The organism is Nocardiopsis akebiae, assembly GCF_018316795.1.
In the GTDB taxonomy this organism is placed as follows: domain Bacteria; phylum Actinomycetota; class Actinomycetes; order Streptosporangiales; family Streptosporangiaceae; genus Nocardiopsis; species Nocardiopsis dassonvillei.
The window spans coordinates 6,289,647-6,311,490 of the sequence record NZ_CP074132.1 but is presented as its reverse complement, the minus strand read 5'-3'; the positions used below and the strand labels follow the sequence as shown (position 1 = coordinate 6,311,490).

Annotated in this window: 18 protein-coding genes and 1 tRNA gene; 15 read left to right on the top strand and 4 right to left on the bottom strand. The window is 73.7% G+C overall.

Annotated elements, in window-relative coordinates:
- Nucleotides 1-223: 223 nt before the first annotated feature.
- The 8 genes from KGD83_RS27045 (at nt 224) to KGD83_RS27010 (ending at nt 13,087) form a co-directional block, all read left to right on the top strand.
- On the top strand, nt 224-1,261 hold the full coding sequence (locus KGD83_RS27045) for a hypothetical protein (protein WP_212644628.1): 1,038 nt from the start codon (nt 224-226) through the stop codon (nt 1,259-1,261).
- A gap of 164 nt (nt 1,262-1,425) precedes the next feature.
- A complete protein-coding gene (locus KGD83_RS27040; RefSeq protein ID WP_212641731.1) occupies nt 1,426-2,106 on the top strand; it encodes a chaplin in 681 nt (226 codons plus the stop codon).
- A gap of 328 nt (nt 2,107-2,434) precedes the next feature.
- Nucleotides 2,435-3,763: a hypothetical protein gene (locus KGD83_RS27035; protein ID WP_212641730.1), complete on the top strand. Its 1,329-nt coding sequence runs from the start codon at nt 2,435-2,437 to the stop codon at nt 3,761-3,763.
- 642 nt (nt 3,764-4,405) lie between these two features.
- Complete coding sequence (topA, locus tag KGD83_RS27030) at nt 4,406-7,252, top strand: type I DNA topoisomerase (RefSeq protein WP_212641729.1); 2,847 nt, start codon at nt 4,406-4,408, stop codon at nt 7,250-7,252.
- A 310-nt stretch (nt 7,253-7,562) separates the two neighbouring features.
- Complete coding sequence (tmk, locus tag KGD83_RS27025; protein ID WP_212641728.1) at nt 7,563-9,686, top strand: dTMP kinase; 2,124 nt, start codon at nt 7,563-7,565, stop codon at nt 9,684-9,686.
- A gap of 208 nt (nt 9,687-9,894) precedes the next feature.
- On the top strand, nt 9,895-11,067 hold the full coding sequence (locus tag KGD83_RS27020; protein WP_212641727.1) for a DNA polymerase III subunit delta': 1,173 nt from the start codon (nt 9,895-9,897) through the stop codon (nt 11,065-11,067).
- Nucleotides 11,068-11,392: 325 nt separating this feature from the next.
- A complete protein-coding gene (locus KGD83_RS27015) occupies nt 11,393-12,916 on the top strand; it encodes an alpha/beta hydrolase (RefSeq protein WP_212641726.1) in 1,524 nt (507 codons plus the stop codon).
- A 95-nt stretch (nt 12,917-13,011) separates the two neighbouring features.
- Nucleotides 13,012-13,087: transfer RNA gene (locus tag KGD83_RS27010), tRNA-Thr, on the top strand.
- Nucleotides 13,088-13,259: 172 nt separating this feature from the next.
- Here the strand turns inward: KGD83_RS27010 and KGD83_RS27005 are convergent.
- Together KGD83_RS27005 and KGD83_RS27000 are read right to left on the bottom strand one after the other, a co-directional pair.
- The gene (locus KGD83_RS27005) at nt 13,260-13,415 is read right to left on the bottom strand and encodes a hypothetical protein (RefSeq protein WP_212641725.1); all 156 of its coding nucleotides are present in this window, start codon (nt 13,413-13,415) and stop codon (nt 13,260-13,262) included.
- 72 nt (nt 13,416-13,487) lie between these two features.
- Nucleotides 13,488-14,321: an exonuclease domain-containing protein gene (locus tag KGD83_RS27000; RefSeq protein ID WP_212641724.1), complete on the bottom strand. Its 834-nt coding sequence runs from the start codon at nt 14,319-14,321 to the stop codon at nt 13,488-13,490.
- A 169-nt stretch (nt 14,322-14,490) separates the two neighbouring features.
- On the opposite strand from KGD83_RS27000, the gene KGD83_RS26995 reads away from it, so the two are divergent.
- Nucleotides 14,491-14,709 carry a hypothetical protein gene (locus tag KGD83_RS26995; protein WP_019610471.1) on the top strand — a complete coding sequence of 73 codons (219 nt, stop codon included), beginning with the start codon at nt 14,491-14,493 and terminating at the stop codon, nt 14,707-14,709.
- Nucleotides 14,710-14,746: 37 nt separating this feature from the next.
- Entirely contained in the window at nt 14,747-15,136 is a 390-nt protein-coding gene (locus KGD83_RS26990) for a hypothetical protein (RefSeq protein ID WP_212641723.1), read from the top strand.
- A 22-nt stretch (nt 15,137-15,158) separates the two neighbouring features.
- On the opposite strand, the gene KGD83_RS26985 is transcribed toward KGD83_RS26990, so the two are convergent.
- Complete coding sequence (locus tag KGD83_RS26985) at nt 15,159-15,743, bottom strand: hypothetical protein (RefSeq protein ID WP_212641722.1); 585 nt, start codon at nt 15,741-15,743, stop codon at nt 15,159-15,161.
- A 546-nt stretch (nt 15,744-16,289) separates the two neighbouring features.
- Between KGD83_RS26985 and KGD83_RS26980 the strand changes: the two genes are divergently transcribed.
- Both KGD83_RS26980 and KGD83_RS26975 read left to right on the top strand, forming a co-directional pair.
- Complete coding sequence (locus KGD83_RS26980) at nt 16,290-16,511, top strand: hypothetical protein (protein WP_212641721.1); 222 nt, start codon at nt 16,290-16,292, stop codon at nt 16,509-16,511.
- A 100-nt stretch (nt 16,512-16,611) separates the two neighbouring features.
- Nucleotides 16,612-17,205, top strand: coding sequence for an RNA polymerase sigma factor (locus KGD83_RS26975; protein ID WP_212641720.1), 594 nt, complete (start codon nt 16,612-16,614; stop codon nt 17,203-17,205).
- Nucleotides 17,206-17,478: 273 nt separating this feature from the next.
- Here KGD83_RS26975 and KGD83_RS26970 read toward each other — a convergent pair whose 3' ends face one another.
- The gene (locus tag KGD83_RS26970; RefSeq protein ID WP_013155954.1) at nt 17,479-18,006 is read right to left on the bottom strand and encodes an inorganic diphosphatase; all 528 of its coding nucleotides are present in this window, start codon (nt 18,004-18,006) and stop codon (nt 17,479-17,481) included.
- Between the two features lie 86 nt (nt 18,007-18,092).
- Here KGD83_RS26970 and dacB point away from each other — a divergent pair, with 86 nt between their 5' ends.
- From dacB to tilS, 3 genes are all read left to right on the top strand, one after another.
- A complete protein-coding gene (dacB, locus tag KGD83_RS26965; protein ID WP_212641719.1) occupies nt 18,093-19,460 on the top strand; it encodes a D-alanyl-D-alanine carboxypeptidase/D-alanyl-D-alanine endopeptidase in 1,368 nt (455 codons plus the stop codon).
- Nucleotides 19,461-19,637: 177 nt separating this feature from the next.
- Nucleotides 19,638-20,720: a zinc-dependent metalloprotease gene (locus KGD83_RS26960; protein WP_212644627.1), complete on the top strand. Its 1,083-nt coding sequence runs from the start codon at nt 19,638-19,640 to the stop codon at nt 20,718-20,720.
- Nucleotides 20,717-21,721 (top strand): tRNA lysidine(34) synthetase TilS, encoded by a 1,005-nt coding sequence (gene tilS / locus KGD83_RS26955; RefSeq protein ID WP_212641718.1) that lies wholly within the window; start codon nt 20,717-20,719, stop codon nt 21,719-21,721. The genes KGD83_RS26960 and tilS overlap by 4 nt, the downstream gene beginning before the upstream one ends.
- The last annotated feature ends 123 nt before the right edge of the window (nt 21,722-21,844 follow it).

Below are 21,844 nucleotides of genomic sequence, written 5' to 3'. Positions count from 1 at the left end.
CCGCGGGCGCTTTGCCCCGCCCCCTCAGCCGGACCGCGCCGAGAACTTTTTCGGCGCGGTCCGCCATTCGGCTTCTCGTCACCGAACGTGATGTTAGTGTTGCTGTGAGTTCGACGGTGCTCGGCTCCCCGCCCGCCTTCGCGGGCGCGGAACGGCACCGGCGTGTGACCGTGGCGGGACCACCGCACGGGACCGTCCAGTGGCAGCGAAACGGGGGGCATCCATGGTGCTCGCGGGCAAGGAGTGGCTGGTCTCCAGTCGCGCTGCCCGCATGGCCCTGAGCCCCGCCCGGCTGCTGCTCCTGTCCGGCATCGTCGCCGTCGCATGGCTGGCCGGGGGGATCGGTGTCGCCCACGGCGAGACCGCCCCCGAGTCCGGTGGCCTGGTCGACCGCGTGCTGGAGGTCGGCGACGGGACCGAGCGCGCCGGACAGGCCGCCGCCGAGGAGATCCGCGGCGCCCGCCTATCCGACGCCACGGCCCGCACCGCGTCGGCCACGGAGTCGCTCACCGACACCGTGGTGCCCCAGACGGCCGCTCTTCCCGCCGAGACCCTGCACGGGGCCGGCGTGACCGCGGCCCTGGAGCGGACCAGGACCGGATCCGCCGCCAACAGGGCGGTCGAGGACACCACCTGGGCCGTCGACGAGACCGCGCGCGGCGCGGGCGACCTCGTCGGGGGCATCGCCCGCAGGGGCCACGACGTGGTGGAGTCGACCGACCGCTCGCTGCGCGACAGCAGCCTGGTGGGCACGGTCTCCGAGGGCCTGTCCGAGTCCACCCGGGCCGTGCAGGACCGGATCGGCGGCTCCGCGGGCACCGCGACGCCGCTCGGCCTGCCCGTCCTCGGCGGTGCCGACGAACTCTCCCCGACCGCTCCCGCGCCCAAGCGCTCCGCGTCCGACGAGGACGAGGACTCCGGCGCGGAACGCGACGGGGACCGCGCCGGCGGGGTGACGGCCGTCCACGCTCCCGTGGACCCGTCCGTCTGGCACCGGGTCGCCGACGAGGGCGCCGCTCCGTCGCCGGGCGACGACGACCCCGGTGAGCGCATCCGCCTCATCGCGGGCGGCGGGTACCACCAGGCCGGAGCGGACGCCACCGGCGCCGCGTCTCCGTCCTTCCCCGCGCCCGGTGCCGCCGGGTTCCTGACGGCCCGGGCCGACCACCTGGCTCCCCGGGCCCAGCGGGTCGCCCTTCCCGGTGACCCCACCCTGGTTGTCCGCGACGCCGCGGACGACCCCTCCTTCGCTCCCGACTAGCCGCGTCTTCCACGACCGCGGCCGGTCCGTGCGCTCCTCTGCGCGCAGCCGCCTCGCCGAATCCGGCGGGCGTGCCTTCTCCCCGGCTTCCCCGGAGCACGAAGCTCTCCGTCCGCGGTCCACGAGCAGCTGGCCGATCTTTCTCGTTGACCAAAGGACACGCGATGACCTACGACACGCACGCCCGTATCGCCGCACTGGTGGCCGCGGGATTCTTCACCGCCGCCGGTGCCGGAGTGGCCTACGCCGACACCACCACCAGCGGAAACGGCTCCATCCTCGGCGGCAACCAGATCGTGGCCGACCTGGACGTCCCCGTCAACGCCTGCGGTAACGCGATCGCCGTCCTCGGCGTCGCGGGCGCCCAGTGCACCGGCAGCGGGGCCGCGGTCCAGGACGACAGCTCCACCTGGACGCCCGAGAAGCCCGAGAAGCCGGAGACCCCCGAGGAGTCCGAGAAGCCGGAGACCCCGGAGGAGCCCGAGAACCCCGAGAAGCCGGAGACCCCCGAGAAGCCGGAGAAGCCCGGTTACGGGGAGGAGCCCGGTGACGGCGGGCACGACGGTGGTGGCCACGACGGCGGTCACGACGACGGCTACGGCGGCGGCGACCACGGCGGTGGCGGCGGTGGCGGCGACCACGGCGGCGGTGACAACGGCGGTGGCGGCGGCACGCCCGAGGAGCCCGTCTCCCCGCCCGCAGTGGACCAGGAGCCCCCGGCCCCTGAGCTCGCCAAGACCGGCACCGACGGCAGCGCCCTGAGCGGTCTGCTCGCGAGCGCCGCCGCCGCGATCGCCGCGGGCGCCGGACTGCTCCTGTTCGGCAGGCGCCGCGCCCGCGCCTGACCCCGGCCTCCCGGGCCGTCCGCGGCCCGGGGGCTGACGCGAGTCCCGTAGCACCGGCCAAGGCCATGTGCGCGGGGTTCACGTCAGCCGCCGCCCTCAGGGGCGGGGCTGATGGACGGGGTGCGCGCGTTCCGCCGCAACCAGCGGAGCGGGACCGCGGCGCACTCTCCCAGCACCGGTAGCACGCACCTCCCAGGTGCGAGGCGGACCGGAAGGAAACCCCGGCCTTGGCCGAAGGCCCGCACCCCACCCAGGGGCGTGGAACGGCCTGTGGCCCGAGCACACACCTTCTCATCGACTCATCGACATGCTTGAAAGGACCTCCCACATGCGTAAGTGGGTCAGCACATCCGCGAAGTCGGTGCTCCTGACAGCTGGCTTCGTCGCGCTGGGCAGCGGAGTTGCCTTCGCGGACAGCCAGGCCGTCACGAGCGGCAACGGCTCCCTGCTGGGCGGCAACCAGGCGGTCGTGAACGGGGACGTCCCCGTGAACGTCTCCGGCAACGCGATCAGCGCCGTCCTGGGCACGGCCGGCGCCAGCAGCACCGACACCGGCGCGGCCGTGGTCGACCACCAGCACGGCCCCGACGCGGCCACCTCCGGCAACGGCTCCGCGGTCGGCGGCAACCAGCTGGTCGTGGACGGCGAGATCCCCGTGAACGTCTCGGGCAACGCCATCGCCGCCGTGGCCGGGATCGCTGGCGCCAGCACGACCGACACGGGCGCCGCGGTGGTCGAGCACCAGCACGGCCACCGTCACCACCACGGCCCCGACGCGGCCACCTCCGGCAACGGCTCCCTGCTGGGCGGCAACCAGGCCGTGGTCGACCTGGACGTGCCGGTCAACGTCGCGGGCAACGCCATCAGCGCGGTCGGCGGCGTGGCCGGCGCCGCGGCCACCGACACCGGCGCCCTGGTGCACGACGGGCACGGCCACGGGCACCGCGAGCACCACTCCGCGCCCGCCGAGTACACCGCCATGGACCTGGTGGACGAGGCCGCGAGGAACGCCACCATCCTGCCGCTGCCGGACACCTCCGGCGTGGACGCGGGCGTGCTGCGCCAGTCGGCGCCCCGTGAGCACCAGTCGGCCCCGCGCGAGCACCAGTCCATCGCGACCTCCGGCAACGGCTCGCTGGTGGGCGGCAACCAGGCCGTGGTCGACCTGGACGTGCCGGTCAACGTCGCGGGCAACGCCATCGGCGCGGTCGGCGGCGTGGCGGGCGCGGCCTCCACCGACACCGGAGCCCTGGTGCTGGAGGAGGAAGAGGAGGTCGTGACCTCGGGCAACGGCTCCGCGGTCGGCGGCAACCAGCTGGTCGCGGACGGCGAGGTCCCGGTCAACGTCTCCGGCAACGCCGTCGCGGCGGTCGCGAGCCTGGCCGGCGCCAGCAGCACCGACGACGGGGCCGCGGTCGTGCACCAGAGCGCTCCCGAGGCCCACTCCAGCGCCCTGGGCTCCCTGCCCCTGGTGGAGGAGCTGCCCGAGGTCCCGGTCTCCGACATGCTGCCCGTCGAGTACGAGGTGAGCGAGACCACCCGTCAGGCCGTGGAGCAGCACGCTCCCGAGCACGCCGACCAGCTGCCCGAGTCCGCCCCCGTGGGTGTGGCCGACCCGGTCAACGAGCTGCTCGGCGCCGCGGGCGTGGGCCTGTAACGACAGAACAGGGGATCGCGCCCGCGACCGCGCGGGCCCGGAGGGAGCACGGCGTCCCGTTCCGTGAGGAACGCGGTGGACTGCGGGGTGCCGTATCCCACAGGGCGGCGTCGGACACGGAGCGCGATCCCGGACCGGCACAGCGCGTGCCGTACGCGTCGACGGGCCACGACGACCCGCCTCCGCACTCCCGTTCCGTGAGGAACGCGGTGGACTGCGGGAGCGCGGAGGAGCTGGCCGTCAGCCCGTGACGCGAGCCGAGTCCTCCCGGGAATATCCGGGAGGACTCGCCGCATTCTGGGGAAAGCAGGCTCTCGGCCGCCACCAAGTGTGACCGAAGTCACTCGCAGGGGCCGTTATGGGTGCTCGTCAGAGGCGGTGCTGGCCAACCGGCCCACGTTGCCGGGGCGGCTCACGTACGCTACGGACCGGTACCGGTTCGGGAAGCGCTTATTCTGCGGGTGCCGGTGGGCGTGGACCGGATGTCCACCCAGAGCGACGGGGCCCTCACCCGCGGAGGGCGCAGTCCCTTCCGCCCACCGACGGGGGGAGCGCCTGGAGTTTCGGTTACTGTCGGTTCCCAGGGGCTTCCGACAGACCGCGGCCGGAAAGATCACGTAGGGCTAGACGTAGGGGAAGAGCGTGCCACCCACGAAGGGCAGCGCCGGCAAGAACGGCTCGAAGGACAGCGGACGACAGGGGGCGGGCACCGCCCTCGTCATCGTCGAGTCACCGGCCAAGGCGAAGACCATCGCCGGTTATCTGGGGCGCGGCTACGTCGTGGAGTCCAGCATCGGCCACATCCGCGACATGCCCAACAAGGCCGCCGAGATCCCCGCCAAGTACAAGGGGCAGGCGTGGGCCCGGCTCGGGGTGGACGTCGACGGCGACTTCGAGCCGCTCTACGTGGTCAACACCGACAAGAAGGCGCACGTCAAGAAGCTCAAGGAGCTCATGGCCGACGCCGACGAACTCCTCCTCGCCACTGATGAGGACCGCGAGGGCGAGGCGATCGCCTGGCACCTGCTGGAGGAGCTCAAGCCCCGCATCCCCGTCCGCCGCATGGTGTTCAACGAGATCACCAAGGACGCCATCCAGCGCGCGGCCCTCAACACCCGCGACCTGAACACCCGCCTGGTCAACGCACAGGAGACCCGGCGCATCCTGGACCGCCTCTACGGCTACGAGGTCTCCCCCGTGCTGTGGAAGAAGGTCATGCCCAAGCTCTCGGCGGGCCGCGTGCAGTCCGTGGCCACGCGCCTGGTGGTCGAGCGCGAGCGCGAGCGCATGGCGTTCACCTCCGCCGAGTACTGGGACCTCAAGGCCCTCTTCGACGCCACCGAGGCCGGTGTCGCCGAAAGCCCCGCCACCTTCCCCGCCGCCCTCGTCTCCGTGGACGGCACCCGCGTCGCCGCGGGCCGCGACTTCACCCCGCAGGGCGCGCTGCGCTCGGACCGCCCCGTCCGCCAGCTGGACGAGGCGGCTGCGCGCGGCCTCGCCGAGCGGCTGAGCGGCGCCGGGTTCTCGGTCTCCTCGGTGGAGCGCAAGCCCTACCGCCGCTCGCCCTACGCGCCGTTCCGCACCACCACCCTCCAGCAGGAGGCCTCCCGCAAGCTCGGCCTGTCGGCCAAGCAGACCATGCAGGTCGCCCAGCGGCTGTACGAGAACGGCTACATCACCTACATGCGTACCGACAGCACCACGCTGTCGGACAGCGCGGTCAAGGCCGCCCGCTCCCAGGTGCGCAGCCTCTACGGCGGCGACTACCTGCCCGACAAGCCGCGGGTGTACGCCAAGAAGGTCAAGAACGCCCAGGAGGCGCACGAGGCGATCCGCCCGACCGGTGACACCTTCCGCACGCCCGCCCAGACCGGCCTGTCCGGCCCCGAGTTCCGGCTCTACGAGCTGGTCTGGAAGCGCACCGTCGCCTCCCAGATGAAGGACGCGGTCGGCGAGTCCGTCACCGTGCGCATCGAGGGCACCTCCTCCGACGGCGAGGTCGCCGAGTTCAGCGCGACCGGCAAGGTCATCACCTTCCACGGGTTCCTCAAGGCCTACGTGGAGGGCTCCGACGACCCGGCCGCCGACCTGGACGACCGCGAGCGCCGCCTGCCCGCGATGTCGGAGGGCGACCCGCTCAAGGCCCAGAACCTGGAGGCCGAGGGACACAGCACCCGGCCGCCCGCGCGCTACACCGAGGCCAGCCTGGTCAAGGAGCTGGAGGAGCGCGAGATCGGCCGCCCCTCCACCTACGCCTCGATCCTCGGCACCATCCAGGACCGCGGCTACGTGTTCAAGAAGGGCACGGCGCTGGTGCCGTCCTTCCTGGCCTTCGCCGTGGTGCAGCTGCTGGAGCGGCACTTCGGCAACCTGGTGGACTACGAGTTCACCGCGCACATGGAGGACGTGCTCGACGACATCGCCCGGGGCGAGGCCGAGAGCCTGCCGTGGCTGCGCCGCTTCTACTTCGGCGGCGAGGACACCGAGGGCCAGCGGGAGACCGGGCTCAAGGAGCTGGTCAACGACAACCTCTCCGACATCGACCCCAAGGAGATCAGCTCCCTGCCGCTGCCCGGCACCGACATCGTGCTGAGGGTGGGGCGCTACGGCCCCTACCTGGACCGGGACGGCGTGCGGGTGAACGTGCCCGAGGACCTGGCGCCGGACGAGCTGACCGTCGACAAGGCCGAGGAGCTGTTCGCCCAGCCCAGCGGCGACCGCGAGCTGGGCACCGACCCCGAGACCGGCCGCGTCGTCGTGGCCAAGACCGGGCGGTTCGGCCCCTACGTCACCGAGGTGGTCGAAGAGCCGCAGGAGGCCGGGGAGGGCAAGAAGACCAGGGCCAAGGCCAAGGTCAAGCCGCGCACCAGCTCGCTGCTCAAGTCGATGAGCCTGGACACCGTCACCCTGGAGGACGCGCTGCGCCTGCTGTCGCTGCCGCGCGTGGTCGGTCAGATCGACGGCGAGGACGTCACCGCGCAGAACGGCCGCTTCGGCCCCTACATCAAGAAGGGCACCGACAGCCGCTCCCTGGAGACCGAGGAGCAGATGTTCACGATCACCCTGGAGCAGGCCGCGGCGCTGTTCGCCCAGCCCAAGCAGCGCGGCCGCCGCGCCGCGGCCCCGCCGCTGCGCGAGCTGGGGGAGGACCCGGCCTCGGGTGCCAAGATGGTGATCAAGGACGGCCGGTTCGGCCCCTACGTCACCGACGGGGAGGTCAACGCCTCCCTGCGCAAGGGCGACGAGGTGGAGTCGATCACCGACCAGCGGGCCGCCGAGCTGCTCGCCGAGCGCCGGGCCAAGGCGCCCGCCAAGAAGAAGCCCGCGGCCAAGAAGCCCGCCGCGAAGAAGGCCCCCGCCAAGAAGACCGGCACGACGGCCAAGAAGACGGGCACGGCGGCGAAGAAGGCGTCCACCTCCACGACGTCCGCCGGGAAGTCCCCGGCCGGGGGGACCGGTTCCCCCGACTCCGCCGCCCCAGAGGAATAGGCGCGGGGAACAGGCGCGGAGGACGACGAGGCGCGGGGCGTGGCGGAGCGGCCGGGATTCGTCTCCCGTGCCCCGGCGCGCGTAGGCTCACCCGGACGCCCCCGACGGGGGTGGCCGGGTGGGCGGCCTCCCGCGTGTTCACCCGGGGTGGGCGTATCCTCACCCCTGTGCGGAAGCAGTCTTCCGTACTACGCTTGGCAGAACTCACGGGGGCGCGGAAACGTGCGCGGTCCCCGGAGCTATCCAACGTTTCTGAGGCGGGTCCGTGACCCGCCGTTCCCTCTCCCCCTCACCGATAACCTTGAGCGCTATGAGCAGATCTGCACCCCTGGGAGCGCCGGCCGAGGCGCGCAACGTTCTTGCGATCACACCCTTCCGAAGGCTGTGGATCTCTCTCTCCCTCTCCAGCCTGGGCGACTGGCTCAGCCTGCTGGCACTGGTGTCCCTGGCGACCGTCTTCACCGCCGGCGGATCCCAGCTCGTCCAGTACCTGGCCGTCAGCGGCGTCGTGGCGATCAAGCTCGTCCCGTCGATCCTGTTCAGCCCCCTGGTCGGGACGGTCGCCGACCGCCTCGACCGCAGGTGGACGATGGTGGTCGGCGACGTCCTGCGCGGCGTGCTGTACGTCTCCATCCCCGTCGTGGGCCTCCTCTTCCCGGGCTTCGCCCTGGAGTGGCTGCTCATCGCCACCCTCCTGGCCGAGGCCGTCGCCCTGTTCTGGACCCCGGCCAAGGACGCCACGGTCCCCAACCTGGTGCCCCGCAAGCTGCTGGGGCAGGCCAACCGGCTGAGCCTGCTCACCGCCTACGGCACCGCGCCCGTCGCGGCGCTGCTGTTCGCCGCGCTCGCCTCGGTCAGCAACGTGCTCGGAGCGCTGCTGCCCTCCATGGCCAGCCCCGAGGCCGACGTCGCCCTCTACCTCAACGGCCTCACCTTCGTCGTCGCGGCGGTCGTCGTCGCCGGGCTGCCGATCCCCAAGCACAAGCCCTCCAAGGACGCGGAGAGCGACACCCGCGACAGCGGCATCCTGCGCGCGCTGGGGACCGGTCGGCGCCACGCGGGCGGCACGCCCCGCGTGCGCGGCCTGGTTCCGGGCATGCTCTGCGTCCTCGCCGCCGGGGGCGCGGTCATCGGTGTCGGCCGCGTGCACGTCGAGGGACTGGGCGCGGGCAACGCCGGTTTCGGCGTGGTCTTCGCCGCGGTCTTCGCGGGCACGGCCCTGGGCATGGTCGCCGGGCCGCGCGTGCTCAAGCAGTTCAGCCGCAGTCGGCTGTTCGGCCTGAGCATCGCCCTCGCCGGGCTGGCCCTGCTGTTCGCCGGGGCCGTCGCCGACATGGTGCTCACCGCCGTGCTCTCCGCGCTGCTCGGCGTGGGCGCGGGTATCGCCTGCGTGATCGGCCTGGCGGTGTTCGACCGCGAGGTGGAGGACGAGCACCGGGGCTCCGCCTTCGCCTTCCTGCACGGCGCCGCCCGCGTCACCCTGGTCGGCGCCGCCGTGCTCGCCCCGCTGGTCGCCGGGCTCGTCGGCAGTTACCGGATCCCGGTCGGCCCGCTGAGCTACGACCTGCGCGGCGGCGGCCTCGTCCTCATGCTCTCCGGCCTGGCCGTCCTGGTCGTGGCGCTGGTCTGCTACCGGCGGATGAACCGCCGGGACGACCCCGAGGCCGGTCCCGGCCTGCTCCCGGAGCTGTTCGCGGCGCTGCGCGGCGTCGCGCTCGCGCCGGAGGAGGACGAGGAGTCCAAGCCCGCGGGCGCGTTCATCGTCGTCGAGGGCGGTGAGGGCGCGGGCAAGTCCACCCAGGTGCGCGAGCTGACGGTGTGGCTGCGCGACCAGGGCTTCGAGGTGGTCGGCACCCGCCAGCCGGGTGCGACCAAGCTCGGCATGCGCCTGCGCGGTCTGCTCCTGGACCGGGAGAACTCGCACATCACCCCGCGCGCCGAGGTGCTGCTCTACGCGGCCGACAAGGCCGATCACGTCCAGCAGGAGATCCTGCCCGCCCTGCGGCGCGGCGCGGTCGTCATCAGCGACCGCTACGTGGACTCCCTGCTGGCCTACCAGGGTTCGGGGCGCGACCTGTCCTCGGACGAGATCCGCCGGATCAGCGACTGGGCCACGCAGGACCTGGTCCCGGACCTGACGGTGCTGCTCGACGTGCGGCCCGAGGACGGCCTGTCCCGCCTGGGCGGCCCGGCCGACCGCATCGAGGGCGAGCCGGCGGAGTTCCACGACCGGGTCCGCCGGGGCTTCCTGGAGCTGGCCCGGGCCGCGCCCGAGCGCTACCTGGTGCTCGACGCCCGCGAGCCGCAGGACAGGATCACCCGCGAGATCCAGCGCCGGGTGCGCTCCCTGCTGCCCGACCCGGTCCCGAGCGGCTCCGAGGCCGTCACCGGCATGATCCCGGTGATCAGGAACGACGAGGTCGGACAGGGCTGAGGCCGAGGCGGCCGGGCCGTCCGACGCACCGAGGGCTCCCTGCCCCCGCCCGGGGGAGGGGGCCCTCGTCCGTGTCCGGGCGGACCCCGCCCGGGTGAGGCGGAGCGCTCCCGGCGCTCCGACGGGGAGATCGGCCTGTGGACAACGGTCCGGACGTCGGCGCCGACTCCTATCCTGAAGACCGAAGCACCAGCGGTGGGAGGGAAGCATGACGGTCTTCGACGACCTCATCGGCCAGCGGTCCACGGTGGGCCAGCTCCAGCGGGCCGTCGCCGGGGCCGCCGACCTCGTCTGCGGCGGACGGGGCACGGGGATGACCCACGCCTGGCTGTTCACCGGGCCGCCCGGTTCGGGCCGGTCGGAGGCCGCCCGTGCCTTCGCGGCCGCCCTCCAGTGCCCGGACGGCGGCTGCGGCCACTGCGGCTCCTGCCACCAGACCCTCGCCGGGACCCATCCCGACGTGCTGTACGTGCGGCCCAGCGGGCTGAGCTTCGGCGTGGCCGCCACCCGCGACCTCGTGCTGCGCGCGGGCTCCAAGCCCTCCGGCGGGCGGTTCCGGATCGTACTGTTCGAGGACGCCGACCGCGCCACCGAGGCCGCCTCCAACGCCCTGCTCAAGGCGGTGGAGGAGCCCTCGCCGCGCACCGTGTGGCTGCTGTGCACCCCCACCCCCGACGACCTGCTCGTCACCATCCGCTCGCGCTGCCGCATGGTCACCCTGGCCACGCCCGGCACCCCGGAGCTGGTGGACGCCCTCGTCCAGCGCGACGGGATCGACGCCGAGACCGCCCGCGCGGCGGCGGTCGCCGCCTCCGGGCGGATCGACCGGGCCCGGCAGCTGGCCACCGACCCGGAGGCGCGCAGACGCCGGGAGGAGGTGCTGTCCATCCCCGCCCGGCTCGACGGACTCGGCGCGTGCGTCACCTCCGCCGCCCGGCTCTACGAGATCGCGGAGGAGGAGTCCAAGGCCCTGACCACGGCGCTCGACGATAAGGAGAGGGAGGAGCTGCGGGCCGCGTTCGGCGAGGGCTCCACGGGCAAGGGCGTGGCCAAGGCGATGCGCGGCTCCGCGGGCGCGATGAAGGACCTGGAGGAGCGGCAGAAGCGCCGCGCCACCCGCATCAAGCGCGACTCCTACGACCGCGCCCTGCTCGACCTGGTCGCGTTCTACCGGGACGCGCTCACCCTCCAACTGGGCGCGAGGGTGGAGCTGTCCACGGCCGAGCGCTCCGGCGACCTGGAGCGGGTCGCCCGCTCCAGCACACCGGAGTCCACGCTGCGCAGGATCGACGCCATCATGGAGTGCCGCGAGCGCATCGCCGCGAACGTGCACCCCCAGATAGCCATGGAGGCCATGACCTCCGCCCTCCTGGCCGGATAGGCGACCGCCCCGCGGTCGCGGGACGCGGTCGCGGCCCTCCGCGCGAACCCGTCACGGGACGGTGCGGCGGCCCCGCGTCCGGGCGGCGGCCCCGCGTCCGGGCGGCGGCCCCGCGTCCGGGCGGCGGCCCCGCGTCCGGGCGGCGGCCCCGCGTCCGGGCGGGGACGGGGCACCTCCCCTGCGGGGGGAGAAGCGCGAGTCCGACCGGTGCGGGCCGCGCCGGTCGTGGAGAATGGGGCGGCGCCGACGACACGTCGGTCGCGGTCGGACGTGACGAGAGGGCGGGGCACCGTTGGCGACGAGGGTTCGGGGACCGTGGGCGGCCGTGCTCGCCGGGTCCGTGCTGCTGGCGACGGCGTGCACGGCGCAGGGCGACCAGCAGAGGGAGGGAAGCGCCGCGCCCGGGCCCTCCGGGGAGCTGGCGGCCTTCGCCGACCAGGAGCTGTCCTGGGGCGAGTGCGAGAGCGGGGTGCCCGGCACCGAGTGCGCCACCTACGAGGTTCCCCTCGACTACGAGGACCCGGACGGCGAGCGCATCGAGATCGCGGTCAAGCGCCTCGCCTCCGAGGGCGGTGACGTCCTCGGCTCCCTGCTCGTCAACCCCGGCGGGCCCGGCGGCTCCGGGTACGACTTCGTGGACCACGCCCCCTACAAGGTCAGCGACACGGTGCGCGAGAGGTTCGACGTGGTCGGGTTCGACCCGCGCGGTGTCGGCCGCAGCTCACCTCTTACCTGCCTGGACGCCGAGGGCATCGACGAGTTCCTCGGCGGCGTGGACGGCGTCGAGGGCGACGGCGACATGTCCGAGGTCTCCGCGGCCGAGCTGACCGAGCTGGAGGAGGACAGCCGCGGCTTCGTCGAGGCCTGCCGGGCCAACCACCCCGAGCTGATGCGGCACGTGGGCACCGCCGACGTCGCCCGCGACATGGACCTGCTGCGCGCCCTGCTCGGCGACGAGAAGCTCACCTACCTGGGCGCCTCCTACGGCACCAGCATCGGCGCCCACTACGCCGAGCAGTTCCCCGACCGCGTCCGCGCCCTGGTGCTCGACGGCGCCGTGGACCCCAGCCAGGGTCAGCTCGACCTCAGCGTGCAGCAGGCGACCGGGTTCGAGACCGCCCTGCGGGCCTTCGTGGAGGACTGCCTGAGCCGGTCGGACTGCCCGCTCGGCGGCCCCGGCGACAGCGTGGACGACGGTATCGGGGCGCTGACCGCCTTCCTGGCCGACACCGCCGAGAACCCCCTGTCCAACAGCATGGACGACCGCGAGGTCAACCGCGCCCGCGCCGAACTGGGCGTGCTCGCCGCGCTCTACACGGAGGACTGGTGGCCGCGCGTGCGCGAGGCCCTCACCGCCGGCACCGAGGGCGACGGCACCCTCCTGCTCCAGCTCGCCGACGACCTCTACAGCCGCAGTGACACGGACGCCTACGTCAACTCCACCGCCGCGCTCATCGCGGTGAACTGCTCCGACTCGCCCAGCCCGCGCGACGTGGAGGCCTACGCCGAGGCCGCGGCCCGGGCCGGTGAGGAGTCGCCGATCTTCGGCCCCGGCCTGGCGTGGGGCGCCCTGCCCTGCGCGTACTGGCCGGAGGAGGCGGTCGACCCGCCCGTGGAGCTGGACGGGGACGGGGCCGCGCCCGTCATGGTGCTGGGCACCACCCGCGACTCGGCCACCCCCTACGCGTGGTCCGAGGCGCTCGCCGAGCAGCTCGCCTCGGGCTTCCTGGTGACCCGCGACGGCGACGGACACACCGGCTACCGGATGGGCGACCAGTGCGTCGACGAGATCGTGGACGCCTACCTGATCGACCTCACCGTGCCCGAGGACGGCATGGCCTGCGCCTGAGACCGGCGGCCGGATGAGTCGGCCGCCGTGTCCCCGGCACTCCGCCGAGGGGCTAGAATGGTGACCGCATCGCCGCGTGGGACACGCGGCGGCGCGCCGCCTTAGCTCAGTCGGCAGAGCGATTCACTCGTAATGAATAGGTCGTCGGTTCGATTCCGACAGGCGGCTCCAGCCGAAACGCCACCCCGGACCGGGGTGGCGTTTCGCGTTGGCGGCCGACCGGGTGACCAGTGGCCTGTTCAGCGAACGGGCCGCCCATGGCGTCGGCCCCTCCGCGATCGCCCGGACGGGCCCGGGGCCTCCCGCGGGCCGCGCCGTCCTCCGGCACGGGCCCGCGCGGCCCTCAGACGCGCTGCCTGTTCTGGAACCAGCCCCACACGGCGGTGGCCACGAACAGGACGGCGCCGATGACGGCGAGCCAGAGCAGGCCCTTGATGACCATGCCCAGGATGGCGAGGATGAGCCATATCGCCAGCAGCACCAGGATGAAGTAGACCATGTCGTCCCCCAAGATCGCGTCGCTTCGGGACCTACCCGCTTCCGCGCCCGACCGCACACGCGGACCGGCCCGTCAGGGCCAGGTGCCGTCCACCACGGTTCCGTGGCCGGGTTTGCTGCGGTCCAGCCACTCCTGGCGGTTGCGGGCGAAGGCCAGGGACCAGTCGACCTGGCGCTGGTGCAGCTCGGCCAGGCCGACGGCGGCGAGTTCGGGGTGCCTGGCGCCGATCTCCTCGGCCAGGGCCAGCGCCGCCGAGGCGTCGGCGGTCGCTGTGTGGGCGTCGGTGAGCTCCACGCCGTAGTACTCGCACATGGCGCCCAGGTTGCGCTTGCCCCTGCGGTAGGGCTCCACGCCCCGGTCGATCACCAGCGGGTCCACCACGGGCGCCGGGGGGCCGCTCAGGCGTTCGGCGAGGGTCGTCAGCCCGTGCCGCCGCATCTCCCCGGAGAGCACCCGCAGGTCGTAGGGGGCGTTGAAGACCACCAGCCCCTGACCGGAGGAGAGCTGGTCGGCCAGCGCCTGGCCGATCTCCTCCAGGCACTCCCCGGCGGGACGGCCCTCGGCCCGGGCCCGCTCCGTGCTGATGCCGTGGATGGCTACGGCGTCCGCCGGGATCTCGCGGGGGCCCGGGTCCACCAGCCAGGTGCGGGCCTTGCCCTCGCGGTCCACCAGCGCGGCCGAGACGAGGAAGGCCGTGTCGGGGTCGCGGGAGGAGGTCTCGGTGTCGAACCCCAGCAGGGGAGTGGTGTGCCAGCCGGGGTGGCCGCCCCGGACGGGAGGGGTGGGGCGCGGCTCGTGCTCCGCGCAGTAGGTGCGCCACCGGCCGCCCTCCTTGACGACGACACCCTCTCCGGCGCCGACGGAGGACTGGCAGTCGGTGCATGTCCCGGGATAGCGGTTGCGCATGGGATCCTCTCGGCCGGATGGTCCACACCGCCGTGAACAGCGGCGATTCGTGAACATCGTAGAACGGCGCGGGGACAGTCCGCCCGGGGAGCGTGCCGCGCGCACTACGGCTGGAGACGCCTGGGGCCCTTGATGTGCAAGTGCCGACTTCTGGGGAAGGAAGAGGGACATGAGTCTGGAAGAGGCATCACGTCAACTCGAAGCAGCCATCCACGACGCCCGCGTCTCCTTCGACTGCATCCTCTTGGAGGAGCTGGACCGGGCGCACACGAACGCCATCACCGCGCGTGCCGCCGTGGACGCCGCGGAGCAGGCCATCCGCGTGGAGATGGAGAGACGCGAGTCCGCCGAGGGCGGGGCGCCCGGATCCTCCGGGACCGTGGACTGACCCCTGGTCGCATCGAACAGGTTTTCGAACAACGGGTATGATCGGAGGCATGCCCGATCAGTCGCTGACGCCGGACTGGCCCGCGAGCGTCCACCCGCCCGGGGCGGACTCCTTCGAGCAGACGGCCCTGGTGTGGCTGTTCGACCACGTGCCCGCCGACTACCGGTTGCACGGTGTCCTGCGGCGCCATCCGGTCGCCCTTTCCCGGCTGGCCCACCAGTACGTCTCCTCGGCGCTGGAGGCCGCCCGGGAGGGCTACCGGACCGCCCGGGTCGACCTGCGCGACCACATGCCGCCGCACGCCCTCGACCAGGTCATGAACGCCTACCTCGCGGAGGGACAGCGCATGGCCGCCGTCCTCAGGTCGGTCGAGGCGGTCGACGCCGCCCTGCGCGCGGCGGCGGCCGAGCGGGGCGGCGATGAGTGAGGTCGCGTGCCCGTGCGCCCGGTCAGGCGGTCACCCGGACCACCACGGCCACCTCGTCGCCGGTGTTCACGAGGTGGTGGCCGCCCCCGGCCGAGCCCACGACCCGGGCCCGGTGGGCGGACAGCTCCGACGCCGAGCGGATCTGCCCGTCCGCGGCGGAGGTGATCAGGTGGGCGCGCCCGCTGACCAGGTACAGCACCTCCATGCCGTGCCGTCGGGACGGGTGCGGGGCGGGTCCGGACACGAAGCCGTCGGGTTCGAGGGCCACCGCGGTCACGCGGAGCCTGCCGCCCGTCCGGCGCCGGACCGCGCGGGGGGCGGGTTGCCAGCGCCCCCGCCGGGACGGCCGCAGCGCGGGCCCGCTCAGGGAGGCGGCGGCGCCCCGGGCGGCGGCCACCAGGCGGCCGAGGGTCGGCATGCGGCGCTCGGCCAGGTGGGCGTAGCCGGAGCGGCGCCCGGCGTCCACCACGTCGCCGATCCCCTCCAGGGAGACGGGCGCACTCCTGGGGGCGGGCGCGGACGACGGGGCCGGTGCGGCGGCGGCCGGTGCGGCGACGTTGTGGGGAGCGGGGAGTACGGCAGTGCCGGAGAGAGTGCGCTGGGGCATCGTGAGAGGATCCTTCACGTGTGCGCGCCCCGGGAACGGGGGCGCGCGGATGTCGTCTGGAAGCCCCGGTGCGCCGGGGCGGCGGGGGGAACGGCCCCGCGGGTTCACGCGGAGACGGAGATCACCCTGCTGGGAGGTGCCCAGCACCCGGCGTCCACGATGGACTGGGGTGCGCGGAGGGGCACGCGGTCGGTCGGCGGCGTACGAGGACGCCTCGGCGACGACTCAGCGACGACAACACGGACACGCCGCACTGGCCAGGTGGCAGGAGGCCCCGGGGGCCGTACGAGCCATGGCGTCGGTGCGCGTGCGCGGATACATGGGTGTAAGGAGACCAGCAAAGGCCGGGAGGAGTCAAGCGACGGTGCGGTGGCCCCGCGTGTCGTCCCCCTCACCCCGGCGTTCGCGGGGCGTGTTGCGGGCGGCGCTCCGTGGTGGTGACATGTGGAACCCGAGTACGGTGTGCGGCCACCGCCGGAAAAGGCTCCATCCCCCAGCCGTAGTGACAGGAGCGGCCGTTATGGCATCCGTCCCCGGAAGGCGCAGTTGAGCACCGAGGCGCCGGGACTGTGGGCGCGCGTCCTGGTGCGCGCGCTGGTCGTCGCGGCCGCCTGGGTGATGGCGCTCGGCTTCCTCGGACAGGGGGAGGCCCTGCTCGTCGCCGTCCTGACCGCGCTCACCTTCGTGCTGCTGTGGCTGCGAGCCCGCGCCGCAGGACCGGCCGCGCCCCGGGGCCCCGACCCGCGCCGACCGCCGGAGGAGGGCTGAGCCGCCCGCGCGGCCCCGGGGCCCGCCGGCGCCACGCCGCCGGACGCTCTTTCGACAAAGCGGTGAGCACCGTGCCGCGCGCGGCGTAGATTCTTGGTCTATGACGGACCGGGATCTTCTCCACGCCCTGCGCTCCGGCCGTACTCCGCCGGAGGACGCCTACGCCAGGCTTCTCGACGCGTACGGAGCGGAGCTGTACCGGCGCTGCATCCTGGTCCTGCGCGACCGCGACGCCGCGCACGTGGTGCTCAGGGACACGCTGATCGTCGCCCGCGCGCACATCGGGCGCCTCGCCGACGCCGACCGGCTGGGGGAGTGGCTGCACGCGCTCGCCGAGGCGGAGTGCGCCCGCCACCGGGCCAACGGTCCGCGGGCCGGAGCCCCGGACGAGCTGGGGCTGCCGGAGAACACCGCGCTGGTCCCGACGCGCGTGCTCAACGGCATGGTCGGCCCCGAACTCGACGGCTACCGCACGCACGTGGCCGTGCGCGCCGACCGCTTCGACCGCGAGGGCTTCCCCAAACAGCCGGGCGATCCGCTGCTGACCCGCGGCCTGGCCTCCCTGCTGCCCGTGGCCCTGGCGCTGCTGTGCGCCCTGCTGCTGATCGTGCTGGCGGGCTACGTGCTCACCACGGACTCCGCGCACGAGCCCTTCCCGGGCCCCGGGTCGGTCGCCTCGCGCAGCCAGCGCTGAGGGCACCGCCCGGACACGGCGCGGCCCGGCGGGGAGTCCTCCGCCGGGCCGTCGCGGCGACGCCGTGACACGTGTGCTCGCGAGCGGCTGGGCCTGCCGCTGTGGACGGGGCTTCGGCTCCGGGGGGGTGCTCGGGTTCCCGTTCTCCGGGCGCCCGAACAAGGGGAGAACCGCGCTTCGCGTCCGTTGAGGGCGGTAGCCCGCCGCGCCGCGAAGCGCCCCCGTCGGGCGACGGGCGGGCCGACGCGAAGCGGAGGCCCCGAAGAGCACGGACTAGCTTTCCTTGACCTCGGAGATGTGCGAGGCGTCGCCGTGCACGCCCGCCTCCTCGGCGCGCTTGACCGAGGCCACGATCTCCTGCTCGGCCTCGTGGCGGCCGACCCAGGTGGCGCCCTCCACGGACTTGCCCGGCTCCAGGTCCTTGTAGACCGTGAAGAAGTGCTCGATCTCCAGGCGCTCGAACTCGTTCACGTGGTGAATGTCACGCAGGTGCTCCTGGCGCGGGTCCGTCGCGGGGACGCAGAGCAGCTTGTCGTCGCCCCCCGCCTCGTCGCGCATGCGGAACATGCCGATGGCGCGGGCCCGGATCAGGCAGCCCGGAAACGTCGGGGCCTTGAGCAGGACGAGGGCGTCCAGGGGGTCGCCGTCCTCGCCGAGGGTCCCCTCGACGAACCCGTAGTCGGCGGGGTAGGTCGTGGAGGTGAACAGCATGCGGTCGAGACGGATACGACCGGTCTCGTGGTCCACCTCGTACTTGTTGCGCTCCCCCTTGGGGATCTCGATCGTAACGTCGAATTCCATGCTGATCTCGGCTCCCAATGCGACTAATGTCGCCGTATAACTACAACGTCAGGCCGCTACACCGAAGGAAGGGCAGGTGCCCCCGAGTGCGACGGGTACGAGGCGAGGCGCTCCTCGCGCTGGCCCTGCTCAACATATTCGTGCTGATCGCCGGGTTTGTCGCCCTCGACGTGATCGGGGCGCGTCCCCTTCCTGCGGCGCCCAACCCGGTCACGGACGCCGAGGGCGTGGCGGCGGCGCAACCCGCGGCCTCGACTCCGGCGGACCCGGAACGGATCGCGGACATCCTCGATGATCCCATGTCGGATTCCGGGATCGAGGAGGGCCTCTCCGGTTTCGTCGTGGACGCCGCCACCGGTGAGACGCTCTTCGAGCTGGACCCGGACGCCCCCGTGACCCCGGCCTCGACCACGAAGATCGCCACGGCCGTGGCCGTCCTGGACACCGTCGGACCCGACCACGTGCTGAGCACCGAGGCCTACCTGGTCCCCGGACAGGACCGCGTGGTGCTGCGCGGAGAGGGCGACGTCACCCTGACCACGACCGCCGACTCCGCAGCTTACCCGCAGGTAGCGACCCTGGAGGAGCTGGCCGAGCGCACGGCGCGGGCCCTGGGCGCCGAGGGCGTCGACACGGTCTCCCTCGGCTACGACGACTCGCTGTTCACCGGCCCGGACACCGGCCCCGGCTGGAAGCCCACCTACGTCACCGAGGGCAGCACCGCCACGGTGCACGCGCTGATGATCGACTCCGGGAGGTTCTCCACCGAGGCCAGCGGCTACGGATCGCGCGTGCCGGACCCGCCCCTGTTCGCGGCCGAGGCATTCGCCGAACAGCTGGAGGAGGCGGGGATCGCGGTCGAGGGCTCCCCCACTGAGGAGCGGGCCTCCGGGGAGCCCGTCGCCAGCGTCGACTCGCCTCCGATGTCGGCCCTGGTCGAGCACATGATGCTGGCCAGCGACAACAACATGGCCGAGGCGCTGGGGCGGATCACCGCGATCGGCCTGAGCCGGGAGCCCTCCTTCGACGGCGCCGCGGCGGCCACCCACCGGGTGATGGAGAGCCTGGGTGTGGAGGGCGTCCAACTGTCGGACAACAGCGGCCTGAGCACCGAGAACAGGATCACACCGCGGGCCCTGGTGGAGCTGCTGCGGCTGGCCGCGAGCGGCGACCGCCCCGACCTCAACGCCGCGATCACCGGCCTGCCCACGGCCAACTCCACGGGCACACTGGCCGGGTACAACCGCTACACCCCCAACTCGGCGGCGCACGAGGGCGCGGGGCTGGTGCGCGGCAAGACCGGCACCCTGAACGGGGTGAGCACCCTGGCCGGGACCATCCACGACCAGGAGGGCAACCTGTTCCTGTTCGCCTTCATGGCCAACCACCCCGCCGCCGTCGGCCCCCGGCTGGACCCCCTGGCCGCGGCCCTCAGCCAGTGCGGCTGCTCCTGACCGGACCACCACGCGGGCGCGCCCCCGTACGCGCGGCCCGGCGGCGCGGAACCGCCTGGTGACACCGGAGGAACCGGGGAAATCGGCCGCTCTCAGGGTCATCCCGGGCGGTACCCGGAATTCCCACCCTGATCCCCGTGCCGTCCCGCGCCTCGTGGGTAGGCTGGCGGTGTGACTGTGATCGACTGGGACGTAGCCGTGAACACCGGTGTCCGCCTCGTGCGCCCGGGCCCGCAGGTGGACCTTTCCGACGCGCGGCAGGCCGTCGCGCAGTTGCGGGAGCTCTCCACCGTGGCGGCCGGACACGTGCGCGAATTCACCGGGATGAACCCCCTCGAACCAGCGGGCCCCGCGGTCATCGTGGACCGCCCCGGCTGGATCCGAGCCAACGTCGACGGGTTCCGAGTGGTCATCGAACCCGTACTCGAACAGATGGGTGCCGACCGGCTCAACAACAGCCCGGCCGGGAACCTGACCAGTGCGGTCGGCTCCCGGATCACCGGGGTGCAGCTCGGAGCGGTGCTCTCCTACCTGGCGGGGAAGGTCCTCGGCCAGTACGAGCTCTTCCTGCCGCCCGACCCCGACGGCACCCTGCCGACCGGCCGTCTGACGCTCGTGGCGCCCAACATCGTCAACGCCGAACGCGAGATGGACGTCGACCCCCGGGACTTCCGCCTGTGGGTGTGCCTGCACGAGGAGACCCACCGCATGCAGTTCACGGCCACGCCGTGGCTGCGCGGCCACGTCCAGGAGCTCATGCAGGAGCTGCTCCTGTCGTCGGAGATGAACGCGGGCGACCTCATCGGCAGGCTGCGCGCCGCGGGCGAGGCCGTCGCCGACGCCGTACGGGGCGGGGGCGAGAGCAACCTCATCACCGCCATCCAGAGCCCCGAGCAGAGCGAGATCATGGACCGGGTCACCGCGGTCATGAGTCTGGCCGAGGGGCACGGCGACTTCGTCATGGACGCCGTCGGCCCCGAGGTGGTGCCCAGCGTCGCCACCATCCGCGCGCGCTTCCAGAAGCGCCGCGAGTCCGCCAACCCGATCGACCGGATCATGCGCCAGCTGCTGGGCATGGACATGAAGATGCGCCAGTACGAGGAGGGCGCCGCCTTCGTCCGCGCCGTGGTGGGAGAGGTCGGCATGACCGAGTTCAACCGGGTGTGGACCTCGCCCGAGACCCTGCCCACCCTGGCGGAGATCCGCAACCCCACCGCCTGGGTCGACCGGGTCGTGCGCCCGGCCGCCGTCAACGAGTGAGCGGTCCGCACCCCGCCGTCGCCGCCGTGCGCTCGGCGGTCCGGCGGGTGCTGCGCGGCCTGCCCGCCGACGCCACGGCGCTGGTGGCGTGCAGCGGCGGCGCCGACTCCCTGGCGCTGGCGGGCGCGGTGGCCTTCGAGGCCCCCCGCGTCGGCCGGGCCGCGGGGGCGGTGACCGTCGACCACGGGCTCCAGGAGGGCTCGGCCCGGCGCGCCGAAGACGTGGCCAAGGTCCTGGCCGGGCTCGGACTCGACCCCGTCCTGGTCCGGACGGTGCGGGTGTCCGGACCGGGCGGGCCCGAGGCGTCGGCCCGGCGCGCCCGCTACGAGGCGCTGGACGGGGCGGTCGCCGACCGCGCCCCCGCCGTGGTGCTGCTGGGCCACACCCTCGACGACCAGGCCGAGACGGTCCTGCTCGGCCTGGCCCGCGGCTCCGGGGCCCGCTCGCTGGCGGGCATGGCGCCGCGCGCCGGCCACCACCTGCGCCCCCTGCTGGGCCTGGACCGGGCCACCGTGCGCGAGGCCTGCGCCCGGATGGGCCTGGACGCGTGGGAGGACCCGCACAACCTCGACCCCCGCTTCGCCCGGTCGCGGGTGCGCCACGAGGCGCTGCCCGCCCTGGAGCGCGCGCTGGGTCCGGGGATCGCCGCCGCGCTCGCCCGCACCGCGGCCATGCTGCGCGCGGACGCCGACACCCTGGACCTGCTCTCCGACGGCCTCTTCGAGGAGGCGTCCGGCCCGGGCGACGGGGGCGGGCGGGACGCGGGCCCGGTCGGGCCCGTGCTGGCGGTGGCACCTCTGGAGCGGGCCCCCGAGTCCCTGCGCACCCGGGTGCTGCGCCGCGCCGCGCTCGCCGCGGGCTGTCCGGCCGGCGCGCTGACCGCCCGGCACGTGCGCGAACTGGACCGGCTGGTCACCGAGTGGCGTGGTCAGGCCCACATCGACCTGCCCGGGGGAGTCCGGGGCCGCCGTGTCGCGGGCCGTGTCCGTTTCGAGGGCTGAGGTCCTGCCGCGCCCGGCGTGTCCGCCCTCCGCGACGCGCCGCCGCGGGCAAGGGCGGGCCGGTCCGGCTCCACCGCCGCGTTCGACACGTTTATCCTGGTTGCCGCAAACGGGGAACCCAGC

Bases quoted from the DNA above. Each gene is read 5' to 3' on its own strand.
- KGD83_RS27000 (WP_212641724.1), bottom strand. From the start codon at position 14,321: ATGCGCAACCGCTATCCCGGGACATGCACCGACTGCCAGTCCTCCGTC.
- KGD83_RS26970 (WP_013155954.1), bottom strand. From the start codon at position 18,006: ATGGAATTCGACGTTACGATCGAGATCCCCAAGGGGGAGCGCAACAAG.
- KGD83_RS27035 (WP_212641730.1), top strand. From the start codon at position 2,435: ATGCGTAAGTGGGTCAGCACATCCGCGAAGTCGGTGCTCCTGACAGCT.
- KGD83_RS27045 (WP_212644628.1), top strand. From the start codon at position 224: ATGGTGCTCGCGGGCAAGGAGTGGCTGGTCTCCAGTCGCGCTGCCCGC.
- KGD83_RS27020 (WP_212641727.1), top strand. From the start codon at position 9,895: ATGACGGTCTTCGACGACCTCATCGGCCAGCGGTCCACGGTGGGCCAG.
- KGD83_RS26985 (WP_212641722.1), bottom strand. From the start codon at position 15,743: ATGCCCCAGCGCACTCTCTCCGGCACTGCCGTACTCCCCGCTCCCCAC.
- KGD83_RS26975 (WP_212641720.1), top strand. From the start codon at position 16,612: ATGACGGACCGGGATCTTCTCCACGCCCTGCGCTCCGGCCGTACTCCG.
- tmk (WP_212641728.1), top strand. From the start codon at position 7,563: ATGAGCAGATCTGCACCCCTGGGAGCGCCGGCCGAGGCGCGCAACGTT.
- KGD83_RS26995 (WP_019610471.1), top strand. From the start codon at position 14,491: ATGAGTCTGGAAGAGGCATCACGTCAACTCGAAGCAGCCATCCACGAC.
- KGD83_RS26990 (WP_212641723.1), top strand. From the start codon at position 14,747: ATGATCGGAGGCATGCCCGATCAGTCGCTGACGCCGGACTGGCCCGCG.
- KGD83_RS27040 (WP_212641731.1), top strand. From the start codon at position 1,426: ATGACCTACGACACGCACGCCCGTATCGCCGCACTGGTGGCCGCGGGA.
- KGD83_RS27005 (WP_212641725.1), bottom strand. From the start codon at position 13,415: ATGGTCTACTTCATCCTGGTGCTGCTGGCGATATGGCTCATCCTCGCC.